Genomic DNA, 19,752 nt, shown 5'->3' with positions numbered 1-19,752 from the left:
TTTGCTATGGTTAAGGAACAAAAAACCGCTGACGTTAGCTTCGAGAGCTTGTTAAAGATCTTCACTATCCCTGAAGGTCCAGATTCAACGTTGACTAAAATTGATGAAAGTCTTTCGCAGAACTTGAATCAATTTCTTCGTGAACACATCGTGGCAGAAGAAAAGCCTTTACGTGAAATTGAGAAAGACTTTTCTTCTGCTCAGATTCCTGAGCAACCTGAGTTCGTGTCAGACCATACCGAGCACCTGCTAGATACCTTGGTATCTCACTCGGTTCATACCTCTGCACCAAGCTTTATTGGTCACATGACTTCCGCCCTGCCGTATTTCTTAATGCCGCTGTCGAAGATCATGATTGCCTTGAACCAAAACTTGGTGAAAATCGAAACATCAAAAGCTTTCACACCGCTTGAGCGTCAAGTTCTTGGTATGTTGCATCGCCTTATCTATGGTCAGGACGATAAGTTCTACCGTAAATGGATGCACAGTGCGAAACACTCTCTTGGTGCATTTTGCTCTGGCGGAACCATCGCTAACATCACTGCGCTTTGGGTTGCTCGCAATAAAGCACTGAAGGCCGATGGCGCATTCAAAGGTGTAGAGAAAGAAGGCCTGTTCAAAGCCATGAAACATTATGGCTACGAAGGCTTAGCAATTTTGGTTTCTGAACGAGGTCACTACTCACTGAAGAAAGCAGCCGACGTTCTTGGCCTTGGTCAAGAGGGCCTAGTTGCTGTCAAAACAGACGCGAACAACCGCATCATTGTTGACGACCTAAAAGCAAAAATCGCGGAGCTCGAATCACAAAACATCAAGCCTATTGCTGTGGTTGGTGTTGCAGGTACAACAGAGACTGGCAGCGTTGACCCACTACCTCAAATTGCAGAAGTATGTGCTGAGCACAACTGCCACTTCCACGTGGATGCAGCTTGGGGCGGCGCGACATTGATGTCGAACAACCATCGTCACCTACTTGGTGGCGTTGAACTTGCCGACTCTATCACGATCGATGCTCACAAACAGCTTTACATTCCGATGGGCGCTGGCATGGTTCTGTTTAAAGATCCAGATGCGATGAAGTCTATCGAGCATCATGCACAGTACATCTTGCGTAAAGGTTCTAAAGACTTAGGCAGTCATACGCTTGAGGGTTCTCGATCTGGTATGGCAATGTTGGTTTACGCAGCAATGCACATCATCAGTCGCCCAGGTTACGAGCTTCTGATCGACCAAAGTATTGAGAAAGCACGTTACTTCGCCGACCTGATTAACCAGCAAGAAGACTTCGAATTGGTGTCTGAGCCTGAGCTTTGTTTGTTAACCTACCGCTATCTGCCAACCAATATGCGCGCGGCATTAGATAAAGCACAAGGCGTTCAGAAAGAAAAACTTAATGAGCTAATCAACCAGCTCACTCAGTTTATTCAGAAACGTCAGCGTGAAACTGGTAAGTCGTTTGTTTCTCGTACTCGACTGAATCCAGACCAATGGCAACGCATGAACACCATTGTATTCCGCGTCGTTCTTGCTAACCCATTAACCACCAATGATATCTTGAACGCGGTTTTGAGTGAGCAAAGAGAAATTGCTCAGCAAGCACCGAGCTTGATGGCTAAGATTGAAGAAACTGTCGACGACATTCTCAATTCTTAGGCGCCAATATGAGTTACACCAAAGTGAAAATTTCTTTCTTTTTGGTGTAATTCAAACATCATTATTGTGCCACTAGAGCAACAAACCAACGATCCCGCCTTCAATTCTGTAGTTTTTACAACATTTTGTTTGAGGCCTGTCAAATTCTCACGAAATAGTAACGGTATTTGTTTTAGCCAGATAAAGGATCGGGTTTATACTGAATTTATGGCGCTGGTGGTTTTCGTTAACGCCCCTCTAGACCGAGAAGCCCCTTGGGTTTCTATACGTTAACAGAGCCAGCGAGTTGTTCTCTATACCCTCGTGAACACTATGAATACATTAGAAAAAATTCAAAAAAACCTGGAGAATTTCAGTAAGTCAGAGCGCAAAGTTGCGGAAGTAATTATGGCGTCTCCACAAACTGCAATTCATTCAAGCATTGCAACGTTAGCGAAAATGGCTGACGTGAGTGAGCCTACTGTTAACCGTTTCTGTCGTCGTCTGGATACTAAAGGTTTCCCAGACTTTAAACTTCACCTTGCGCAAAGCCTTGCCAATGGTACGCCTTACGTAAACCGTAATGTCGAAGAAGACGATGGTCCGGATGCATACACGCACAAGATTTTCGAATCAACAATGGCGTGTTTGGACGTAGCGAAAAACAGTCTTGATTCGATGCAAGTTAACCGTGCGGTTGATCTTCTGACTCAAGCTAAGCGCATCTCATTCTTCGGTCTAGGTGCTTCTTCTGCTGTCGCACGTGACGCTCAAAACAAGTTTATTCGCTTCAATATTCCAATTACTTGTTTCGAAGATATCGTGATGCAACGTATGAGCTGCATCAACTGTAGTGACAATGACGTTATCGTTCTAATTTCTCATACTGGTCGCACTAAGAGCCAAGTTGAGATTGCAAACCTTGCTCGTGAAAACGGCGCGACGGTTATTGCCATCACAGCTAAAGACTCACCGCTAGAGAAAGCAAGCTCACTGGCTATCACGCTAGATGTACCTGAAGACACAGACGTATACATGCCAATGGCAAGTCGAGTGGTTCAAATGACGGTCATCGATGTGCTAGCAACGGGCTTTACGCTACGCCGTGGTACTGGTTTCCGTGAGAACTTGAAGCGAGTAAAAGATGCGCTGAAAGACAGCCGCTACGACAAGCTAAGTCAATACTAATGAGTCAACTTAGTCAGTAATAAAAAATAGAAAGGGGAGCTAAATCGCTCCCCTTTTCGTATCTGGTCAATCGTATTTCTATTGATTCACATCCGAAAGATCTGAGCGTAACTCCAACACCTCTACTGAGCTGACATGTTGGCTACCTTCACTCTCACCCATGCAGGCGTCACTGCAATCACAAACTTGGCGAAGAATGTACACCAAGCGATCTTGCGTAAGCGGCAATGGATTACCTTTGATGGCAACTGATTTTAGTGCATCATCGGCGACTTGCTCAAACGACGTCTGGCACACACCAAATTTACCCAGCTGAGGCAACTCAAGCTTATCCAGCACCATTCTCACCCAAAGTACGCCGTCATGCTCGTTGGCATTGGTTCTTTCCGTGACAAGTTGTGCCAATCGCTTGTAACGGCTTATCACATCACTGCGCCCTGCTCTTTTTGCGGCATTGATGTTTTCTTGCATAACATGAGGAGCCAAACGCGCGGTAATCACACTATGTGGGGCATCGAGCTTTCCACCTAGTGCAGAGGCTAATCCGTGCGCCGCACCAAGTTTAGCGTTGGTGATGGCCATTCCACCTAAAAGTGCCGCAAAAGAAAGGTCTGCCCTGGCCTTATGATTGTCCTGTTTACAGCCCGCAATGACTGAGCGACTTAATCGACGTAGTCCTTCTTCACACACCATATCGGTGAGAGGGTTTGGGTCACCACATACGTATGCTTCCATCAAATGCGTGAAAGCATCCATTGCTCCGCGACCAGAGGTATATTGGTCAGTGCCATAGGTTAAGGTTGGATCGACTATCGCCACATCAGCGAGCATTTCCGGGCTTCTTAAGCTGACCTTCACTTGGTCTTGCCCGGACTTGAGTACGGCGTTTCTCGTTACCTCAGAGCCGGTGCTTGCCGTGGTGGGAATCGCAATAAAATGAATCGGTTTGGTTTTTAAAGGTACGTTTCGTCCAACCACTTCGACGTAATCATAGACATCACCTTGGTTGGGAATGATCGCGGCAAGTGCTTTGCCCATATCAATGACACTGCCCCCGCCAATCGCAATGACCATGTCTGGTTGAAACTTGCGCCCAAGCACGGCAGTTTCTTCCACCATGGTGATATTGGGTTCACCATTGATGGCGACGTGTTGATAACGCATGTTCTGCGCTTTTAGATAATTAATGATAGGTGTGGCTCGTTGCGTGTCTTTACCAGTGACCAGTAAAACGCTATAGCCAAATTGATTGATTACAGACAACGAAGATTGGAGCGCTCCCTCGCCGAAGATAATCCGTGTCGCAGTCATAAACTGAAACATACACTTCCTCCCCAAACAACAACTCACACTAGAGTGCTATGCTTTCAGCAAAAAAAAGTTGACCGAGTGCACCTTGCCGTCATTAACCCTTCAAAAAGTGTGTTTTTATGCGTGACTTCACAACTTAACTGCAGCGATTTTGCGGTTAAGAATCATCCCCAAAAATGACTTTTCTTGGCTTTGAGCTTAGTGCGTGTTTAGTTTTTATACGATAGATTTCACCTATCGAGCCAAGAGGTAAATGCTGCTTTATTTCCGTATCTGGATCGGGCATAGTTATCCCAACAAACGAAAGCATGTACCGACATGATGTCTAGTTGTGTTTTCAACAAGAATAGATTTTAGGAGAAATAAGATTATGTTCGTAGTTATCTTTGGTCGCCCAGCTTGCCCATTCTGTGTTCGCGCAAAAGAGCACGCAGAGACACTTAAAGCAAAACGTGATGACTTCAACTACCGTTACGTAGACATCCACGCTGAAGGTATTTCTAAAGCTGACCTAGAGAAAACAGTTGGTAAGCCAGTAGAAACTGTTCCTCAAATCTTCATCGACCAAACACACATCGGTGGTTGTGATGACTTTGAAGCTTACGCAAAAGAGCACCTAGGTCTATTCGACGAGTAATTCGAATAACTGAATTTTTAAAAAGCCGCTATTAGCGGCTTTTTTATTATGTATTCAAATTGTTACTCCCCTACGTCAAGTAATAGTAAAACCTAAAAAATTTCACTTATCTTTTTGCTATATTTAGTTACAATTCGAAATTCTTAATTTTTATTTGGCACACACCTTACCGAGCCACGCTGTGAACATAGACGTCGTACACCTTCTTGAACAAAACCCCATTCTTCTAATCTTCGTCGTATTAGCAATTGGTCTTGCCATTGGTAAAATTCGCTTTGGAAAGCTGCAGTTAGGTAATTCCATTGGCGTTCTCATTACGTCTCTCGTAATGGGCCATCTTGGCTTTTCTTTTAATGCAGAAGCACTGACCATCGGCTTTATGCTGTTTATCTACTGTGTAGGTATTGAAGCGGGCCCCAACTTCTTCGGCATATTTTTCCGAGACGGTAAGCATTACTTTATTTTGAGTATGACCGTACTCGTTTCTGCGGTAGGTCTTACCTATTTCTGCAGCCACTATATGGGACTCGATTTTGGTTTGTCTGCCGGTATGATGGCAGGCGCTCTTACCGCGACGCCTGTTCTGGTAGGTGCACAAGATGCGCTGAACTCTGGTCTTGCAACCATTCCACGCAACATGGATTTTTCTTTGGTATTAGAAAATCTATCGGTTGGCTATGCGATGGCTTATCTGGTGGGTTTGATCAGTATGATTATGTTCGCCAAACTACTGCCAAAACTGCAAAAACAGAACCTATCGGATTCAGCTCAGCAAATTGCGCAAGAACGTGGCCTAGGTAACTCTAGTCAACGTAAGGTTTACTTGCCGATCATCCGTGCATACCGCGTTGGTCCTGAGCTGATTGATTGGACAGATGGTAAGAACCTTCGAGAATTGGGCATTTACCGCCAGACAGGTTGTTACATCGAACGTATTCGTCGTAACGGCATTTTGGCCCATCCAGATGGCGACGCAATCCTACAAGAAGGTGACGAAATCGCACTAGTCGGCTTCCCAGACAGTCACGCACGTCTTGACCCAAGTTTCCGTAACGGTAAAGAAGTATTCGACCGCAACCTACTTGATCTTCGAATTGTCGAAGAAGAGATCGTGGTTAAAAGTGACGCGATTGCAGGTAAGCGTTTGTCTGATTTGAACCTATCGGAGTTCGGCTGTTTCTTGAACCGCGTAGTGCGTGCTCAAATTGAAATGCCAATGGATTTAGACATCGTTCTGGCCAAAGGCGACGTGCTCCAAGTAAGTGGCGAGAAAAGCCGTGTTCATGGTCTTGCTGAAAAAATCGGTTTCATCTCGATCCACAGCCAAATGGCAGACTTACTTGCGTTCTGTAGCTTCTTTATTCTAGGTATTATGTTTGGTTTGGTGACAATGACGTTTGGTCAGGTGTCATTCAGCCTAGGCAACGCCGTTGGCCTATTGCTTTCAGGCATCACGTTGGGCTTCCTACGAGCGAACCACCCTACTTTCGGTTATGTACCGCAAGGGGCATTGAACATGGTCAAGGACTTAGGTTTGATGTTCTTTATGGTTGGCATCGGCTTAAGCGCCGGTGGCAAGATGTTCGAACACTTAACTCAAGTGGGCCCGCAAATCATCGGTTTGGCGTTTATCGTCAGCGTTGTGCCTGTCGTTCTTGCGTACCTAGTTGGCGCTTACGTGCTTAAGATGAACCGTGCACTACTATTTGGTGCCATCATCGGTGCTCGTACATGTGCACCAGCAATGGACGTAGTGAACGAATACGCGAAGTCGACGATTCCAGCGCTTGGCTACGCAGGTACATACGCGATTGCCAATATCTTAATGACTTTAGCCGGTACGATTCTGATTATTCTAAGCTAGTCTTAGCTATAGTATTTACAACTATTCATACCAAGCCAACAGCATTGCCTGTTGGCTTTTTTCGTTTCATCGAAAAGACCCTTTTGTTCTGTTCATAAAGATAGCCACCATGCCACCCAACGGTGAGTGTCAATTCCAAAATTTCGACGTAAGCAGTTTGCACGTTATAGCGAACCTGAAGTCGGGATAATAATTGAAGTGAAATAAAAGCTGGTCCCGCGCTCAAACCTTTCGACCAAGAGAGAACAATCGCAAAGGAACCAGCATGTATAAGTTAGTAGACTTATTTTGCCATGTCGATGACTTTTATATGGCTTTTCAACCTCAATAGCAGAAGCTGCAACTTTCAAGCGATGAGCGTAAACGAAGCCGTAAGGGGCGCATGTCTGAAAGTGAAATAATGACCATCATTATTACTTCCCATATGTCACATCAACGTGATTTTAAGAATTTCTATCCCAATATTATACCGATACCACAAAAATGGGTTTCCAGCGCTACTAGGCTATACACGCTTTCTTGAAGCGATGTCGTCAGTGATAGTTCCTTTAAGTTCTTTAGCATTAAAGTCCGCCATAACCTACGCATCCCAAGACATGAGGTGTTTAAGGGGGGACTGCAAGAGGGAAAGGTACGACGGGCTGGTTTTATGGCTTTAAGCTTCACATCATCACAAATAACCTTGGTGATATTGTTTGCTGCTAAGCTCACACTAGCAAATACTGATGATAGGAAACCTGTTCGCGAACAATCCAAGGGGCTGTTAGATAAGCTTTATACTGACAAAGGCTATATCAGTAAAGTGTAAACTGAAGGCCTAAAAGAAGATGGGATTACGCTGATAACGCACCGAAAGAACATGAAGGCAATAGCTTTAGCCACTTGGGATCGTGCAATGTTATCGAAACGGTTCATTATAGATGACGATAAGTGATCAGCTGAAGAACATATCTCAGATAGAGCATTCTCGTCATTGTAGCTTACATGGGTTCATGTTGAAGTTGCTAGTTGGCTTAATCGCTTATTGTTTAAAACCCAAAAAGCCATCACTCAACATCACCAGTACTGGAAAGTCGGGGGCTAATGTTGATAGCTCAAACCTATCTCAGGTTAACTAATAAATACCCTAGGCATAGAGAGCTATACCAAGTACAAACTATGCCATCATATCTAAAGGGAGTTGTCGCTTATGGATCGTTTCCATCCCTGCCAGCTCTTTGCATTGGTTGATAAATTCCGCCGGAAGGATATCGCTCAACTTTCCTAGTGATTAGAGCCTGGAACGAAATCATTGGCGAGTGATAGGGCTTTAGTCAGCTGCATAGTAAATTACCACCTTCTAAAGAAGGTGGCTTTGTGTGAGTCCCCTAAAAGGAGGCCTAGGCCTGAATCTAGATTTAGCACAACAGTCTCACTTGGCTTATTCGCTACTGAGTTTATGACGTCGCTAAAAAGCAGAAGTTAAACAAAGCCATTGAGTTTGTTGAAGAACTATAATTTTTGTACTTCAGTTAGCTTCTGATAAGTACGGAACAAACGTAAACAGCAGTGATATTAAGGCAAAGCCGAAGTGAATGATAACCACCTACTGAAGTAGGTGGTTTAGGGCTAACAATAAATCCGATAGACATGATCTATCGGATTTTTACACGTTGGTGGGATCGTTCGATTAAACGGTCTGTTAATTTCTTAACTGATCGACATTACCTGCTTTGCAAGTGGTTTTTAAATTTGAGATTTTTCTACCTGCGTTGGAATCAAAAGGCCAGTCAGCAACCTGACAGGCCTCTTGATTTCTAACTGTATAGCTTCAAACAGTATTAGTTGGCATCTCTAACACATACAGCCAGCATGTGTTGGTCAGCATTACCTTTATAGTCGATACCCGCACCAGAACTCTTCGCAGCCCCCATGTGTCTAACGTTTGGAGCATTTCCCATAAAGATAGAGCCAAAATATGAACCGTTTATCCCAGACGCAAATGAAGCCAAAGGAAAACCTGTGGTACTAGCTTCAAATTTGATGTTTAACGCGTTAAGCAAGACATTTGCATCATCTCCCTCCACACCATGAATGTTAATCATCTCCACCAATAAATCAAAGTAACCTTCAGCTTGAGCATCCAGAGTCCATGCGCTCCATCCCCCACCATCGAAAGTTAGTGAGTCACAATATCCAACGACATCGTTCACATTTAATTCAAGCCACTCTTTTCCCAATATGCTGGTGTCTTTATGACCATACGTATAGTTAGTTGGATCCTCAAAGGCTGCCCCTACCCCTCCAAGCGCTTCTTTCTCTTCTATGGTTAGTAAGGGTGAGTACTCATAGTTTGCATTCGATAAGATCCTATTCCAAGGAAGTAAAATGGTAACGTCTTTTTCGTAGCAATCAGATTCAATACAACCGTGGATGGTAAAAGAAACACCTTCATCTTTAGGCAAAATCTTACTTGTTTTTACCGTAACAATCCCCGTGCTCATATCGAAATTTGCATAATGCGGAAGTACGCCATTTAACGTCCAAGTAACCTTTGAATCATCAACAATTTTAACGCTACTAGCGATTGTTTCTTCAATCTGATAGTGATAAACCTCATCTGGCAATGGCGTCTCCGCAGGTACAGTCGCTGGGTTGGGTTTGAGAAGCGGCTCCCCTAATAGCTTGCGAGATATACTATACTGAGCTACGCAAGTTACGTAATAACTTTGCGCTGTACTTTCATCATCTAGTACGGTTCCTGTAGCAAACTGAAACGCTTGTTTGTTTCCGCTTGTCGTCCCTTCAGTGCTACCCCAATAGGCTTTATTCTGAGGCCATTCGTAGCCTGCGAACAATCCACCTTCGCTGTCAACGAACGTATTTAAGGCTTCTAACTCTTCAATTGTAGGTAATTTTCCGCCAGTGGCTTCACAATAGCCATTTGCAGAATCCCAATCTAGTGTAGCTATAGGCAACCCCAAAATGCTTGATGTTCCATCTCCGATCTCTGGAGTATGCTTAATATTTGCATTAACGGCTGCTTTTTCTGTCAAAGGGGCAAGGTATTGTATCTTGGGCGTTGATGTATCGAGGATTATGTTAGAAAAGGCCTCACCAACCAAAAGCTGTACGACTCCTGTCGCATACCCCCCCTTCCCATCAGATACAACATATGTAACGTTAGTCAGGCCTGACTCACTTTTTTCAAACTCGAACACTGTATCATTAAAGTTATTACCATCTTTATTCGCATCTTCAGGTATCTTTAACGTTGCATCGTAAGTAAATACATCGATTAATTGTAAAGTATCACCATCCACATCGTTAATAAGGTCAGAAACATCTATCGAAGTTGTCAATCCATAAGGAATTTTTGATACCGTCTCACCACTCACTGGATGTATATAATTGGTAACAAATGCCGAACTTGCGGTTGGAGCATTATTAGCCTCTGTCGATACAGCGATATCTACTGTGCCAGCCAAAATATCTGTACCATTACTATAACTATACAGAACGCGTTCAACACCACTTACAATTCCTGCCCCTGGCGTATACTCGATTGAGTTACCAACAACATCAGCAATCGCTGTTGAACCAGTCTTACTTTCATTTGGTAACACAACGCTGGTAGAGAGTGTGTATTTATCTGTATCCAAAATGTAAGAATGCTGGCCTAGTAAATTTACAATGTCAATCGTAACGGAAGTATTTGACGATGTGTTAGCAGCAATAGGCATAATAGATTCTGTCGTCGCCCCAACGACGGCTCGAACTGTTGCTTCAGCATAATTATTCCCTTGTACACTATTAGACTGGCTGATAATCGATTTACCAACACGGTATCGATAGTCACATACCTTTACATTAGTGGCATTAATAGTGAAACCTCGGCTGTCCTGTGACAGGACATCACAAGAGTCATCATTGACCAAGGGTGTAACAGAAGTCAAAGACACTAAAGTACCATCAGATGACTCCATATTACTTGAGATGTCAACATAAAACTGCTCTGTTGGAGTGCTTTGGCGAACTGAATCTTGAGCATAGTAAAATGTTTCTGATCCGGGAGCCGGTGGTGTTGGTGTTGGCTTGTTATCTGAAGAAGATCCGTCACCACCACAACCAGAAAGACCAGATGCAATAGCAATAACTAAAAGTGTCTTACGTTGTATGAGCATTTTGTAAACCTTAATGATTTTAGTATTTACTAACCACGAAATATATTAACCCCTGAGTATATTTGCAAAGTACTCTGTTTCTGGCTATTCGAGGTTATAATCCAAATTAAAGTAAAAATAGCACGTAGAGAGAATAAACCCTTAGCATAGTAAAACTGGAAAAAGATAAGAATGCCTAACTTATAATAAAAGCGTTTACTTCTGTTATAAGTCTTCTTTGGGGCTTTGCTGCCTAATCCGAGCTCAGTTAAAATGAGTAGGTAGCTTAGGTTTAGCTACAAGCAACCGAAAGACGTTCACATAAGTTTGATTAGGCAATAGACCAGTTTTTGCAGTGTCTCTTCCAAGGATCGAAGACCCTGTAAATAATTCTGTGTAACTGTCGGGGTTACATATATTCATGTGAGTCGGTCTTCAAACATAATCATGAAACGGTTTAGCGCTTGTCGCCAGTTTCTAATCGACATCGTCCATTTCTTGGAAGCCTTTTGGATAGCCAGGTAGATCACCTTTCGAGCTGACTCAAGCGTTGGGAATAACTTACGCTACTTAATCACTTTTCTAATAACGCTGTTGGGGGGTCACAATGGCGTTAGTCGTATAAATCGCTCGTCTAATATCCTCTGGGTAGTTAAACAGGGTGTTGAGGTTGCCCCAACGCACCGAAAGAACATGCCCCCAAAGTCCAAGTCGCTTAGGATCGTGCAATGTAATCGAAGCGATTCATTATTAAATAAATAAGCAACCAGTTTTGCATAAAGCATTCTCGTCATCGTAGCTTGCCTGGGTTCATGTTGAATTTGCTTGGAGGTTTAATCGCTTACTGCTTAAAGCCAGAAAAGTCATCACTCAACATGACCAATACAGAAAAGTCTGGTTTGATGGCGAGGGCTTAAAACGCTCTCAGGTTGACTAAGCCGAACGACTTAAATGAAGCTAAGAAAATGGTTGCCGAATCTGTGAAACTCTATAATAAACAGAGACCACATACAGCTCTAAAATACAAAACGCCCGATGAAGCTCATCGAGCGTTTTAACTCAAAGTGTCAACCCATATCAGGACGGGGCATGATAATTTTCAGCCTCTCAAACCTGTATCTTCAAGTTGATTCGGTATAAGTATCATTTAACCAAACGATAGCACACAGCATGGCTAACATGAGTATTCGCATAGTTATAATAACTGCTATATGGATAGGTAGTACTAAGGGTATATTCTTGGGTAATATTTGGAGCCGTTCCAACAAAAATCGTATAGTATCCGCTCGAACCGCCCAGGTTATCATTGAAATCAAAACGGCTTAATTCGCCACTGCTTGTCTGTAGATTAAAAGCAGCAACCATCTCACTCGCTTTGGATCCCTCTACACCTATTACATTCATCTTTTCAGCCAATACGTCAACATAGGAGCTAGCAACATCTGTTGTATCAATCGCTTTCCATTCACCACCTTCATAGCCAACAGCCGCGAGAAGATCACAATACTGATCACCTTGGGTAGGTGGTATTTCTTGCCACTCTTTTTTAAGTAAGGTTGAATCTTTAATTTTATAGCTGTGATTAGAAGTGTCTTCTTGGCCAAGGGCTACGTACAATGCTCCCGCTTCTGCCGCAGTCATTAATGGACTAAACTCATAAACACCATCGGTCAGTATGCCATTCCAAGGAAATACAACTGAAACCTGTAGATCATCACATTGGGATTCGTAACACCCCATTATTGAAAAAGAAGTATCTCGATCCGTTGATATAACTTTACTTTGTGCAACGGTTAGCACTCCATCATTAGATAGAGAAGCATAATGAGGTAAGTTACCATCCGCTGTCCAAGTCACTAAACTATCATCGATCGTTTCTGTCCCTTCCGTCGACGTTGCTTCCAACTGGTAGTTATATTGTTTATCAGGAGCTGTGGGGTCGGGTTGTTCAGGAGAAACATCCGACATAACCTTAGATTCGCCAATAACCTCTACAGAGATTGAACCTTGAGAGATACAAGTGACGTAATATGATGTTTCTTGCGTTTCATCCTCTAATACAGTTCCCGAATCTAGGTTAAGAGCCTGCTTGTTCCCTACTGTAATAGCACCTTCTGTAGACGACCAATAGGGTTTATTTTGAGGCCAATCATAACCGTTGAATAGCCCTCCTTTGCTACTAACAAACGAATGTAATCGATTCAATTGTTCAATTGTGGGTAAACGCCCTCCGGCAGCCTCACAATACCCACTTGCTGTGACCCAATCATGAGTTGCATTTTCCACATCCAAAAGGCTCAGTACGCCATCGCCAATAACAGGTGAGTGTTTTATTCTCGCTTCTTCCGCTGCTTGTGCTGTAAGCGGCGGCTTGAACAATAACTCAGGCGTCGAGTCATTTACAAGAATATCAGAATATACTCCAGCAACAATTACTTGAACGACACCTGTAGCATATCCCCCCTTGCCGTCAGAAACGACATACGTAACTGGAATAATTCCCGCTCTTGCGCCTGTAAACTCAAACATCGTATCATTAAACTTGTTGCCATCTTTATTTGCATCCTCTGGTATCGTCAACCTTGCATCATAAGAAAACACATTAATTAAGTGCGGAACATCACCATCAGGGTCGCCTATCAACCCCTTAACATCAATTGATACTGCTAATCCAAAAGGCGCTTTTGAGACAGCTTCTCCGCTCTCTGGGTGAATATATTCCTTTAAGTAAGTTGATTGAGCTGTTGGTGCGGTGTTGGTGTCCGTCGATATCGCCACATCGATGGTTCCACTTAATACATTAGAGCCATCACTATAACTATATAAAATACGCTCAACACCCGTTGGAATCCCTGAGCCTGGCGTATACTCGACCGTATTATCAACCGAGTTGGCTATTGCTGTTGAGTTCGTTGAGGTTACGTTGGGCAAAGTAACTGTAGAAGATAAAGTATATTGATTTTCATCAAGCGTATAACCTTTACGTCCGAGCTCTCTAAGAATATCGATCACTACTGAGGTATTTGAAGAGGTTATTGATGAAATAGGGCTAAGAACTTCAGTATTAACACCAACGGCAGCACGAACTGTGGCTTCTGCATAACCGTCACCTGACACTGCCCCGGTTCTGGATGCGGTTAGAGAACCAACTCGGAATCTGTAGTCACAAACTTTTGCTCCTTCAGCGCTGATAGTGAAACCTTTGTTATCTTGAGATAGAACATCACAGCTATCATCGGCGATCAAAGGTGAAATGCTGGTTAAAGAGACCTCTGTGCCATCTGATGTCTCCATGCTCTTTGATAGATCAACATAAAAGCTGTCAGTAGGAGCACTCTGTCGAACTGTATCCTGAGCATAGTACAACGTCGTTGTAATTGGTGGTGTTGGTGTCTCTTCACCCTTAAAACCAGCATCATCGCCCCCACACCCAAAAAGGGTTAAAGAAATAGCAATTGCTCCAAACACCCTATATGAAAACTCTCGACTCTTACTCATAGATTCCCCAATAATTATAGCTGCTAGGACTATAGTGACATTTTACACCAATATAGGCAGATAATAACGACTACAAACATTTAAATTAGAGCATCTTAACAATCCATTCACAACAGAATGCCTACAACACAAGAAGTATCAGAAAATACACATATAGATGCACATCAATCCTTACTATGTATATTAGAGTTTTGTTGAAAAGATCGAGCTTATTAAAAATATGGTTAGGTCAACTCTCTTAACTTAACATAAACTCGTTTCAACTCGCGAGTGAAGTTCTTTAATATTCATTTTGCGCCAGCAAGGAACGCTTCGAAATAAACGCACATAATATTGAAAATATAGGATTAAAAAAGATTCTTTATCAGGTTAAAATCTGTTTCTTTTGCCTTCATAGCTCTATATTATTCAAAAAAAAGCGCCCATCAGGACGCTTCGAGATCAAGTTAGTATCAATTCTAGATTTGAGTGAAATCTGTTTCTACTGCTGGGTTCACGTCTGCTTCGTAATCCACACCGTCAACACCGAAGCCAAATAGCTTCAAGAACTCTTCTTTGTACTCAACGTAGTCAGTCAGCTCTTTTAGGTTTTCAGAGGTGATTTGTGGCCATAGGTCACGGCAGTGTTGTTGGATATCTTCACGTAGTTCCCAGTCATCCAGACGTAGACGGTTCACTTCATCTACTTCTGCTGCGCTGCCGTCTTCTTTGTATAGACGCTGACTGAACATACGGAAGATCTGCTCCATACAACCTTCGTGTACGCCTTCTTCACGCATTTTCTTGAATACCATAGCGATGTATAGAGGCATTACAGGAATTGCAGAACTTGCTTGAGTCACAACAGACTTAAGTACCGCTACGTTTGCACTACCGCCAGTTGTAGACAGTTTCTCGTTAAGTGCTGCTGCTGCGCGGTCTAGGTCCATTTTCGCTTTACCTAAAGCACCATCCCAGTAGATCGGCCAAGTTAGCTCTGTACCGATGTAGCTGTACGCCACAGTTTTGCAGCCATCTGCTAGAACGCCAGCTTCTGATAGTGCATTAATCCATAGTTCCCAGTCTTCACCGCCCATTACGGTTACTGTGTCTTGGATTTCTTGCTCAGTAGCAGGCTCTACGCTTGCTTCGATGATTACGTCTTTGTTGGTATCAACAGCAGTCGACGTGTAAGTTTCACCGATAGGCTTAAGTGCTGAACGGATCAGTTCACCCGTTTCTGGCATTTTACGTACTGGAGAAGCCAGTGAGTAAACCACCATATCCACCTGACCAAGGTCTTCTTTGATCAGATCGATTGTTTTCTGTTTTGCTTCATTTGAGAACGCGTCACCGTTTAGGCTTTTCGCATATAGACCCTCTTCACGAGCTAGCTTTTCAAATGCAACAGAGTTGTAAAAACCTGCTGTACCTGGCTTCTTCTCTGTGCCTTCTTTTTCAAAGAAAACACCGATAGTTGAAGCGCCGCCACCAAATGCCGCAGCGATACGAGAAGATAGGCCGTAGCCACTTGATGCACCCACAACAAGAACGCGTTTTGGTGCGTTTTTAATTGGGCCTTGTGCTTTAGTGTAAGCAATTTGTTCTTTTACGTTAGCTTCACAACCCACTGGGTGCGTAGTAGTACAGATAAATCCACGAATTCTAGGTTTGATGATCATATTCAACTTCCTTTAAAAAACGTTGCTAGGATAAAAGGTTCAGCCCTACTTCGCACCTAATTTCTGTAAAAATGCTGCGAAAATGCAAGTGGTTGGAGCACTCAGCGGAAAAGTAAAAGCCTTAAACACAAAAAAGCACCTCAATTGAGGTGCTTCTCTTATTTTATACTCAAGCGCTTCATGCTGCTGAGTTCAGATGCGATTTTTTGGTTGTCACATTGGTACGAACTTCTGAGAAATCGTGGCTAAAGTGGTCGACTTGAATCGCTTTGTAGCGCAACTTATCTGCCGCCATGATTTGGTCGATTTCTTGCTCTGTCAGTACCTCTGCTTCAAACGCTTGCTGTAGACGGTCATGCAGTAGGCCTTTACGCGCTACTTTGCCATCTTTCGCCGCTTTCATCAGTTTACGCTCTAGAGGCTTCACATCGTACATAGCTAAGAACGCACGCTCCATCAGACCAACACTGTCGTCCTCTGCTTTACCGATGTAACACAAGATCGTCATGCGGTCACGTTGTGCTCCTGGTGTCATCATTGCTTCTGCTAGGCTCACACACAGCTCGTCGCTTGGCGCTTTGAAGTGATTACCTAATGGGAACAACAAGCCTTTTAGAACGCCACCCACATATTTCACAGGGAAGTTTGAATACGCTTCATTTAGCGACTTCGAAGCGTTGTACAAACAATGCTTAACCGCATAGTGTACAAAGTTCAAATCACCTTGTTGACGGCCTTCATCTTCGTATTTCTTAAGCGCCGCTGACGCCATGTATAGATAGCTCAAGCCATCACCAAGACGTGCAGAGATCATCTCTTTACGTTTCAGGTCACCACCCAACGTTAGCATTGCAAAGTCTGCACTCACTGCGAGTGCACGACTTAGGCGAGTGATGTCTTTGTAATATTGCTGTGTAGGACCACTCATGTGCGCTTTCACGAAGCGAGAACCGGTCAGTGCCGCACCCAACGCACCAAAGGTATTACCCATTGCGTGTTTGATGTGTTTGAACAGCAGATCATCAAACTCTTTTGCGCCTTCTTTCGAATCTGGGTTTGCAGCAGCTTCCATCTCTTTCAAAACGTATGGATGACAACGTGTCGCACCTTGACCGAAGATCATTAGGTTACGAGTTAGGATGTTTGCCCCTTCAACCGTAATCGCGACTGGAATACCTAGATAGTGTTTCGCTAGATAGTTCATTGGACCGTCTTGAATCGCTCGACCCGCGTGAATATCGAAAGAATCGTTCAGGATAGTACGAGCCATTTCTGTCATGTGGTATTTCGCAATCGCGGTCACGATGCCCGGTTTCTCTTTCATATCCAGAGAAGTCGTCGTCAGCGTACGTGTTGCCTCAAGCAGGTAAGTCAAACCGCCAATACGGCCCATTGCTTCTGCCACACCTTCAAACTTACCAATCGACATACCAAACTGCTTACGAACGTATGCATAAGCGCCGGTAGTACGCGTAGTAAGGTGACCAATCGCGGTACCTAATGCAGGAAGGGAAATACCGCGACCGGCCGATAGACACTCAACCAGCATACGCCAGCCTTTACCTCCGTATTCTGAACCACCAATCAGCCATTCCATAGGAATGAACACGTCGTTACCGCGAGTAGGACCGTTCATAAACGCAGAACCTAGCGGGTCGTGACGCTCACCAATCTCGACACCTTCATGGTCAGCAGGAATCAATGCACAGGTGATACCAACGTCTTTCTTGTCGCCAAGCAAACCGTCTGGGTCTTGAAGCTTGAACGCCAAGCCAAGTACCGTTGCTACAGGAGCTAGAGTAATGTAACGCTTGTTCCAGCTAACACGGATACCAAGCACTTCTTCACCCTCGTGCATGCCGTAACACACCACGCCTTGGTCAGGAATGCCGCCCGCATCTGAGCCAGCTTCAGGACCAGTCAATGCGAAACAAGGAATATCAGTACCGTCTGCTAGACGTGGTAGCCAGTAATCTTTCTGCTCTTGAGTTCCGTAGTGAGAAAGCAGCTCACCCGGGCCAAGAGAGTTTGGTACCATCACAGACACTGCCGCACTGATGCTCCGCGTTGCAATGCGAGATACGATGGTTGAGTTAGCCAGAGCAGAGAACTCGCGGCCACCATACTCTTTTGAAATGATCAGTGAGAAGAAACGCTCTTTGCGTAAGAAATCCCAAACCTCTGGCGGAAGATCTCGATCATCTTTCACAATTTGTTGGTCATTAAGCATTTCAAGCAGTGTTTCGAGTTCATTATCCATGAAAGCTTGCTCTTCAGAAGACAATGCAGGCTTTGGATAATGATGTAACGTTGTAAAGTTAGGCTTGCCAGAGAACAACTCTGCATCCCACCAAACGCTACCCGCTTCCATTGCTTCTTTTTCAGTGCTCGACAATGGAGGCAATACTTTCTTAAACATTTTGAATGCTGGGTCACTAATCCATTTTCTTCGTAGAGAGCTCATAGTTCAGATCCTTTTGTTCACGTCACCGCTCGCGGCTTTCACTTATCTTTTTTATTGATTTAATGTTTTTACTTAGCGGACATACCGGCCGACAAGTAAGGAATCAGTAGGTCAACGACAGACTTCACGTCCACCTCTTTTTCAAATTTACTTTCTGCAATCTCGGTTAACGCTTGGCTAGATGCCATAGTGAAAACACAAGTGCCAAGTGTGAAATGCAATCTCCAGAAAAGTTGTTCTTCAGTCATTTCAGGGTTTGCCTTCATGATGGAGAACATAAACAAGTTCAACACTTCTTCATATCTTGTACTGATAAACCAGCGTAAATGGCCTTGTACATCGGTGTATCCTCGACCAATTAGCAACATAAACAATGCTGTGCCATTCGGTCTCACGTCATTCAATGCACGCAGAGGTAAACGTAGCGATTCAAACACTTCATCCATGTTGTAATCGTCGCGTGTGTTTAACTCGATCAAAGACGTTTTGATGCTCGGCATTAGCGCCTCTAAGTATCGGTCCAGTACTGCCCTTACAAGCGTTTTCTTGTCGCCAAAGTGGTAGTTGACCGAAGCTAGGTTCACGTTCGCCTTGCCAGTAATGGTTCTCAGTGATGTGTCATTGAAGCCGTATTCTGCAAATAGTCCTTCTGCTACATCGAGTATTTTTTCTTTTGTTGTACTTCTCGGGGCCATTTCAATCACTCGTATTAAACAACTGTTTGAAAATATACTCTCGAAACTTGAGATTAACAAATGATTAACATCACATTTTCACTCATTGGTCTGACCAGATGAAGAAAGTGTGCAGTTAACGAGATGAATTTAAAGCGGTTCTTGTTTTGTGAAAAAAACTTCTAAAAAAAATGGAACTGTTTGGAATTGTTCCGGTCTGAATTACTGTAACAACTAGGGCATTTAAAGTTTTACTGGCCGTCAAACTTGTTTCTATCTAGTTGCTACATTGCTGCTTTTTCTTATTAACTCCTATGTTTGTATCCGCCCAGACACTTTTTCGTCTGGGCTTTTTTTCGTCTGTCGCTTGAGGCTTTGTCAAACAACTCTAGAGAGGTTAAGTGTCATCTATGCCTTTGTTGCAACTCGTTTATTGGCGTTGCGCTTCATTAAAGAAGTTGATGATCTATCAACAGAAAGTTGTGAAAAGGTTTTAGGTACGAAAGCTTGGAAGCTACTGTGGTTGAAACTAGAAAGTAAGACGTTGCCTAAAGAAACGCCGGATATGGGCTGGGCGTACAAAAATCTTGCCAAATTAGGTGGTTGGAAAGATACCAAGAGGACGGGCAGAGCTTCAATAAAGGCACTTTGGGAAGGATGGTTTAAACTGCAAACCATCCT

At 43.6% G+C, this 19,752-nt stretch carries 10 protein-coding genes and 6 pseudogenes; 8 read left to right on the top strand and 8 right to left on the bottom strand.

The annotated features are described in order from the left end of the window. The first annotated feature begins 6 nt into the window (after window positions 1-6). Together panP and QTO06_RS14785 are read left to right on the top strand one after the other, a co-directional pair. On the top strand, window positions 7-1,653 hold the full coding sequence (gene panP / locus QTO06_RS14790; protein WP_331408692.1) for a pyridoxal-dependent aspartate 1-decarboxylase PanP: 1,647 nt from the start codon (window positions 7-9) through the stop codon (window positions 1,651-1,653). Between the two features lie 312 nt (window positions 1,654-1,965). Continuing rightward, the gene (locus QTO06_RS14785; protein ID WP_005442248.1) at window positions 1,966-2,820 is read left to right on the top strand and encodes a MurR/RpiR family transcriptional regulator; all 855 of its coding nucleotides are present in this window, start codon (window positions 1,966-1,968) and stop codon (window positions 2,818-2,820) included. A 78-nt stretch (window positions 2,821-2,898) separates the two neighbouring features. On the opposite strand, the gene QTO06_RS14780 is transcribed toward QTO06_RS14785, so the two are convergent. Next, on the bottom strand, window positions 2,899-4,143 hold the full coding sequence (locus tag QTO06_RS14780) for an iron-containing alcohol dehydrogenase (RefSeq protein WP_331408691.1): 1,245 nt from the start codon (window positions 4,141-4,143) through the stop codon (window positions 2,899-2,901). Window positions 4,144-4,501: 358 nt separating this feature from the next. On the opposite strand from QTO06_RS14780, the gene QTO06_RS14775 reads away from it, so the two are divergent. The 3 genes and pseudogenes from QTO06_RS14775 to QTO06_RS14765 all read left to right on the top strand — a co-directional run bounded on the left by QTO06_RS14775 (window position 4,502) and on the right by QTO06_RS14765 (window position 7,750). Then, a complete protein-coding gene (locus QTO06_RS14775; RefSeq protein WP_005428550.1) occupies window positions 4,502-4,768 on the top strand; it encodes a GrxA family glutaredoxin in 267 nt (88 codons plus the stop codon). Window positions 4,769-4,949: 181 nt separating this feature from the next. Then, window positions 4,950-6,632 (top strand): aspartate:alanine antiporter, encoded by a 1,683-nt coding sequence (locus QTO06_RS14770; protein ID WP_005442250.1) that lies wholly within the window; start codon window positions 4,950-4,952, stop codon window positions 6,630-6,632. A 337-nt stretch (window positions 6,633-6,969) separates the two neighbouring features. Next, window positions 6,970-7,750, top strand: a pseudogene (locus QTO06_RS14765) (IS982 family transposase). 47 nt (window positions 7,751-7,797) lie between these two features. Here the strand turns inward: QTO06_RS14765 and QTO06_RS25555 are convergent. The 3 genes and pseudogenes from QTO06_RS25555 to QTO06_RS14755 form a co-directional block, all read right to left on the bottom strand. Then, window positions 7,798-7,955: pseudogene (locus QTO06_RS25555) on the bottom strand (IS4 family transposase); the annotation flags it as partial. Between the two features lie 497 nt (window positions 7,956-8,452). Beyond that, window positions 8,453-10,795 (bottom strand): hypothetical protein, encoded by a 2,343-nt coding sequence (locus QTO06_RS14760; protein WP_331408690.1) that lies wholly within the window; start codon window positions 10,793-10,795, stop codon window positions 8,453-8,455. 398 nt (window positions 10,796-11,193) lie between these two features. Continuing rightward, window positions 11,194-11,452 (bottom strand): annotated as a pseudogene (locus QTO06_RS14755) (transposase); the annotation flags it as partial. A 98-nt stretch (window positions 11,453-11,550) separates the two neighbouring features. Between QTO06_RS14755 and QTO06_RS14750 the strand changes: the two are divergent. Together QTO06_RS14750 and QTO06_RS14745 are read left to right on the top strand one after the other, a co-directional pair. After that, window positions 11,551-11,691: pseudogene (locus QTO06_RS14750) on the top strand (IS982 family transposase); the annotation flags it as partial. A gap of 12 nt (window positions 11,692-11,703) precedes the next feature. Further along, window positions 11,704-11,832 (top strand): annotated as a pseudogene (locus QTO06_RS14745) (integrase core domain-containing protein); the annotation flags it as partial. Window positions 11,833-11,917: 85 nt separating this feature from the next. Here the strand turns inward: QTO06_RS14745 and QTO06_RS14740 are convergent. The 4 genes from QTO06_RS14740 to QTO06_RS14725 form a co-directional block, all read right to left on the bottom strand. After that, a complete protein-coding gene (locus QTO06_RS14740; RefSeq protein WP_331408689.1) occupies window positions 11,918-14,272 on the bottom strand; it encodes a hypothetical protein in 2,355 nt (784 codons plus the stop codon). 458 nt (window positions 14,273-14,730) lie between these two features. Next, window positions 14,731-15,933: an enoyl-ACP reductase FabV gene (fabV, locus tag QTO06_RS14735; RefSeq protein ID WP_009705827.1), complete on the bottom strand. Its 1,203-nt coding sequence runs from the start codon at window positions 15,931-15,933 to the stop codon at window positions 14,731-14,733. Between the two features lie 178 nt (window positions 15,934-16,111). Next, on the bottom strand, window positions 16,112-18,397 hold the full coding sequence (locus tag QTO06_RS14730; RefSeq protein WP_331408688.1) for an acyl-CoA dehydrogenase: 2,286 nt from the start codon (window positions 18,395-18,397) through the stop codon (window positions 16,112-16,114). A 68-nt stretch (window positions 18,398-18,465) separates the two neighbouring features. Next, the gene (locus tag QTO06_RS14725; protein ID WP_020194896.1) at window positions 18,466-19,092 is read right to left on the bottom strand and encodes a TetR/AcrR family transcriptional regulator; all 627 of its coding nucleotides are present in this window, start codon (window positions 19,090-19,092) and stop codon (window positions 18,466-18,468) included. Window positions 19,093-19,459: 367 nt separating this feature from the next. On the opposite strand from QTO06_RS14725, the pseudogene QTO06_RS14720 reads away from it, so the two are divergent. Beyond that, window positions 19,460-19,752: pseudogene (locus QTO06_RS14720) on the top strand (IS4 family transposase); the annotation flags it as partial.

Origin of the sequence: Vibrio sp. M260121, assembly GCF_036533715.1 — a bacterium.
Classification (GTDB): Bacteria; Pseudomonadota; Gammaproteobacteria; order Enterobacterales; family Vibrionaceae; genus Vibrio.
The sequence above is the reverse complement of the archived record's forward strand: the minus strand, read 5'-3'. Positions and strand labels throughout refer to the sequence as shown.

Bases quoted from the DNA above. Each gene is read 5' to 3' on its own strand.
- panP (WP_331408692.1), top strand. From the start codon at position 7: ATGGTTAAGGAACAAAAAACCGCTGACGTTAGCTTCGAGAGCTTGTTA.
- QTO06_RS14760 (WP_331408690.1), bottom strand. From the start codon at position 10,795: ATGCTCATACAACGTAAGACACTTTTAGTTATTGCTATTGCATCTGGT.
- QTO06_RS14775 (WP_005428550.1), top strand. From the start codon at position 4,502: ATGTTCGTAGTTATCTTTGGTCGCCCAGCTTGCCCATTCTGTGTTCGC.
- QTO06_RS14730 (WP_331408688.1), bottom strand. From the start codon at position 18,397: ATGAGCTCTCTACGAAGAAAATGGATTAGTGACCCAGCATTCAAAATG.
- QTO06_RS14780 (WP_331408691.1), bottom strand. From the start codon at position 4,143: ATGTTTCAGTTTATGACTGCGACACGGATTATCTTCGGCGAGGGAGCG.
- QTO06_RS14725 (WP_020194896.1), bottom strand. From the start codon at position 19,092: ATGGCCCCGAGAAGTACAACAAAAGAAAAAATACTCGATGTAGCAGAA.
- fabV (WP_009705827.1), bottom strand. From the start codon at position 15,933: ATGATCATCAAACCTAGAATTCGTGGATTTATCTGTACTACTACGCAC.
- QTO06_RS14785 (WP_005442248.1), top strand. From the start codon at position 1,966: ATGAATACATTAGAAAAAATTCAAAAAAACCTGGAGAATTTCAGTAAG.
- QTO06_RS14740 (WP_331408689.1), bottom strand. From the start codon at position 14,272: ATGAGTAAGAGTCGAGAGTTTTCATATAGGGTGTTTGGAGCAATTGCT.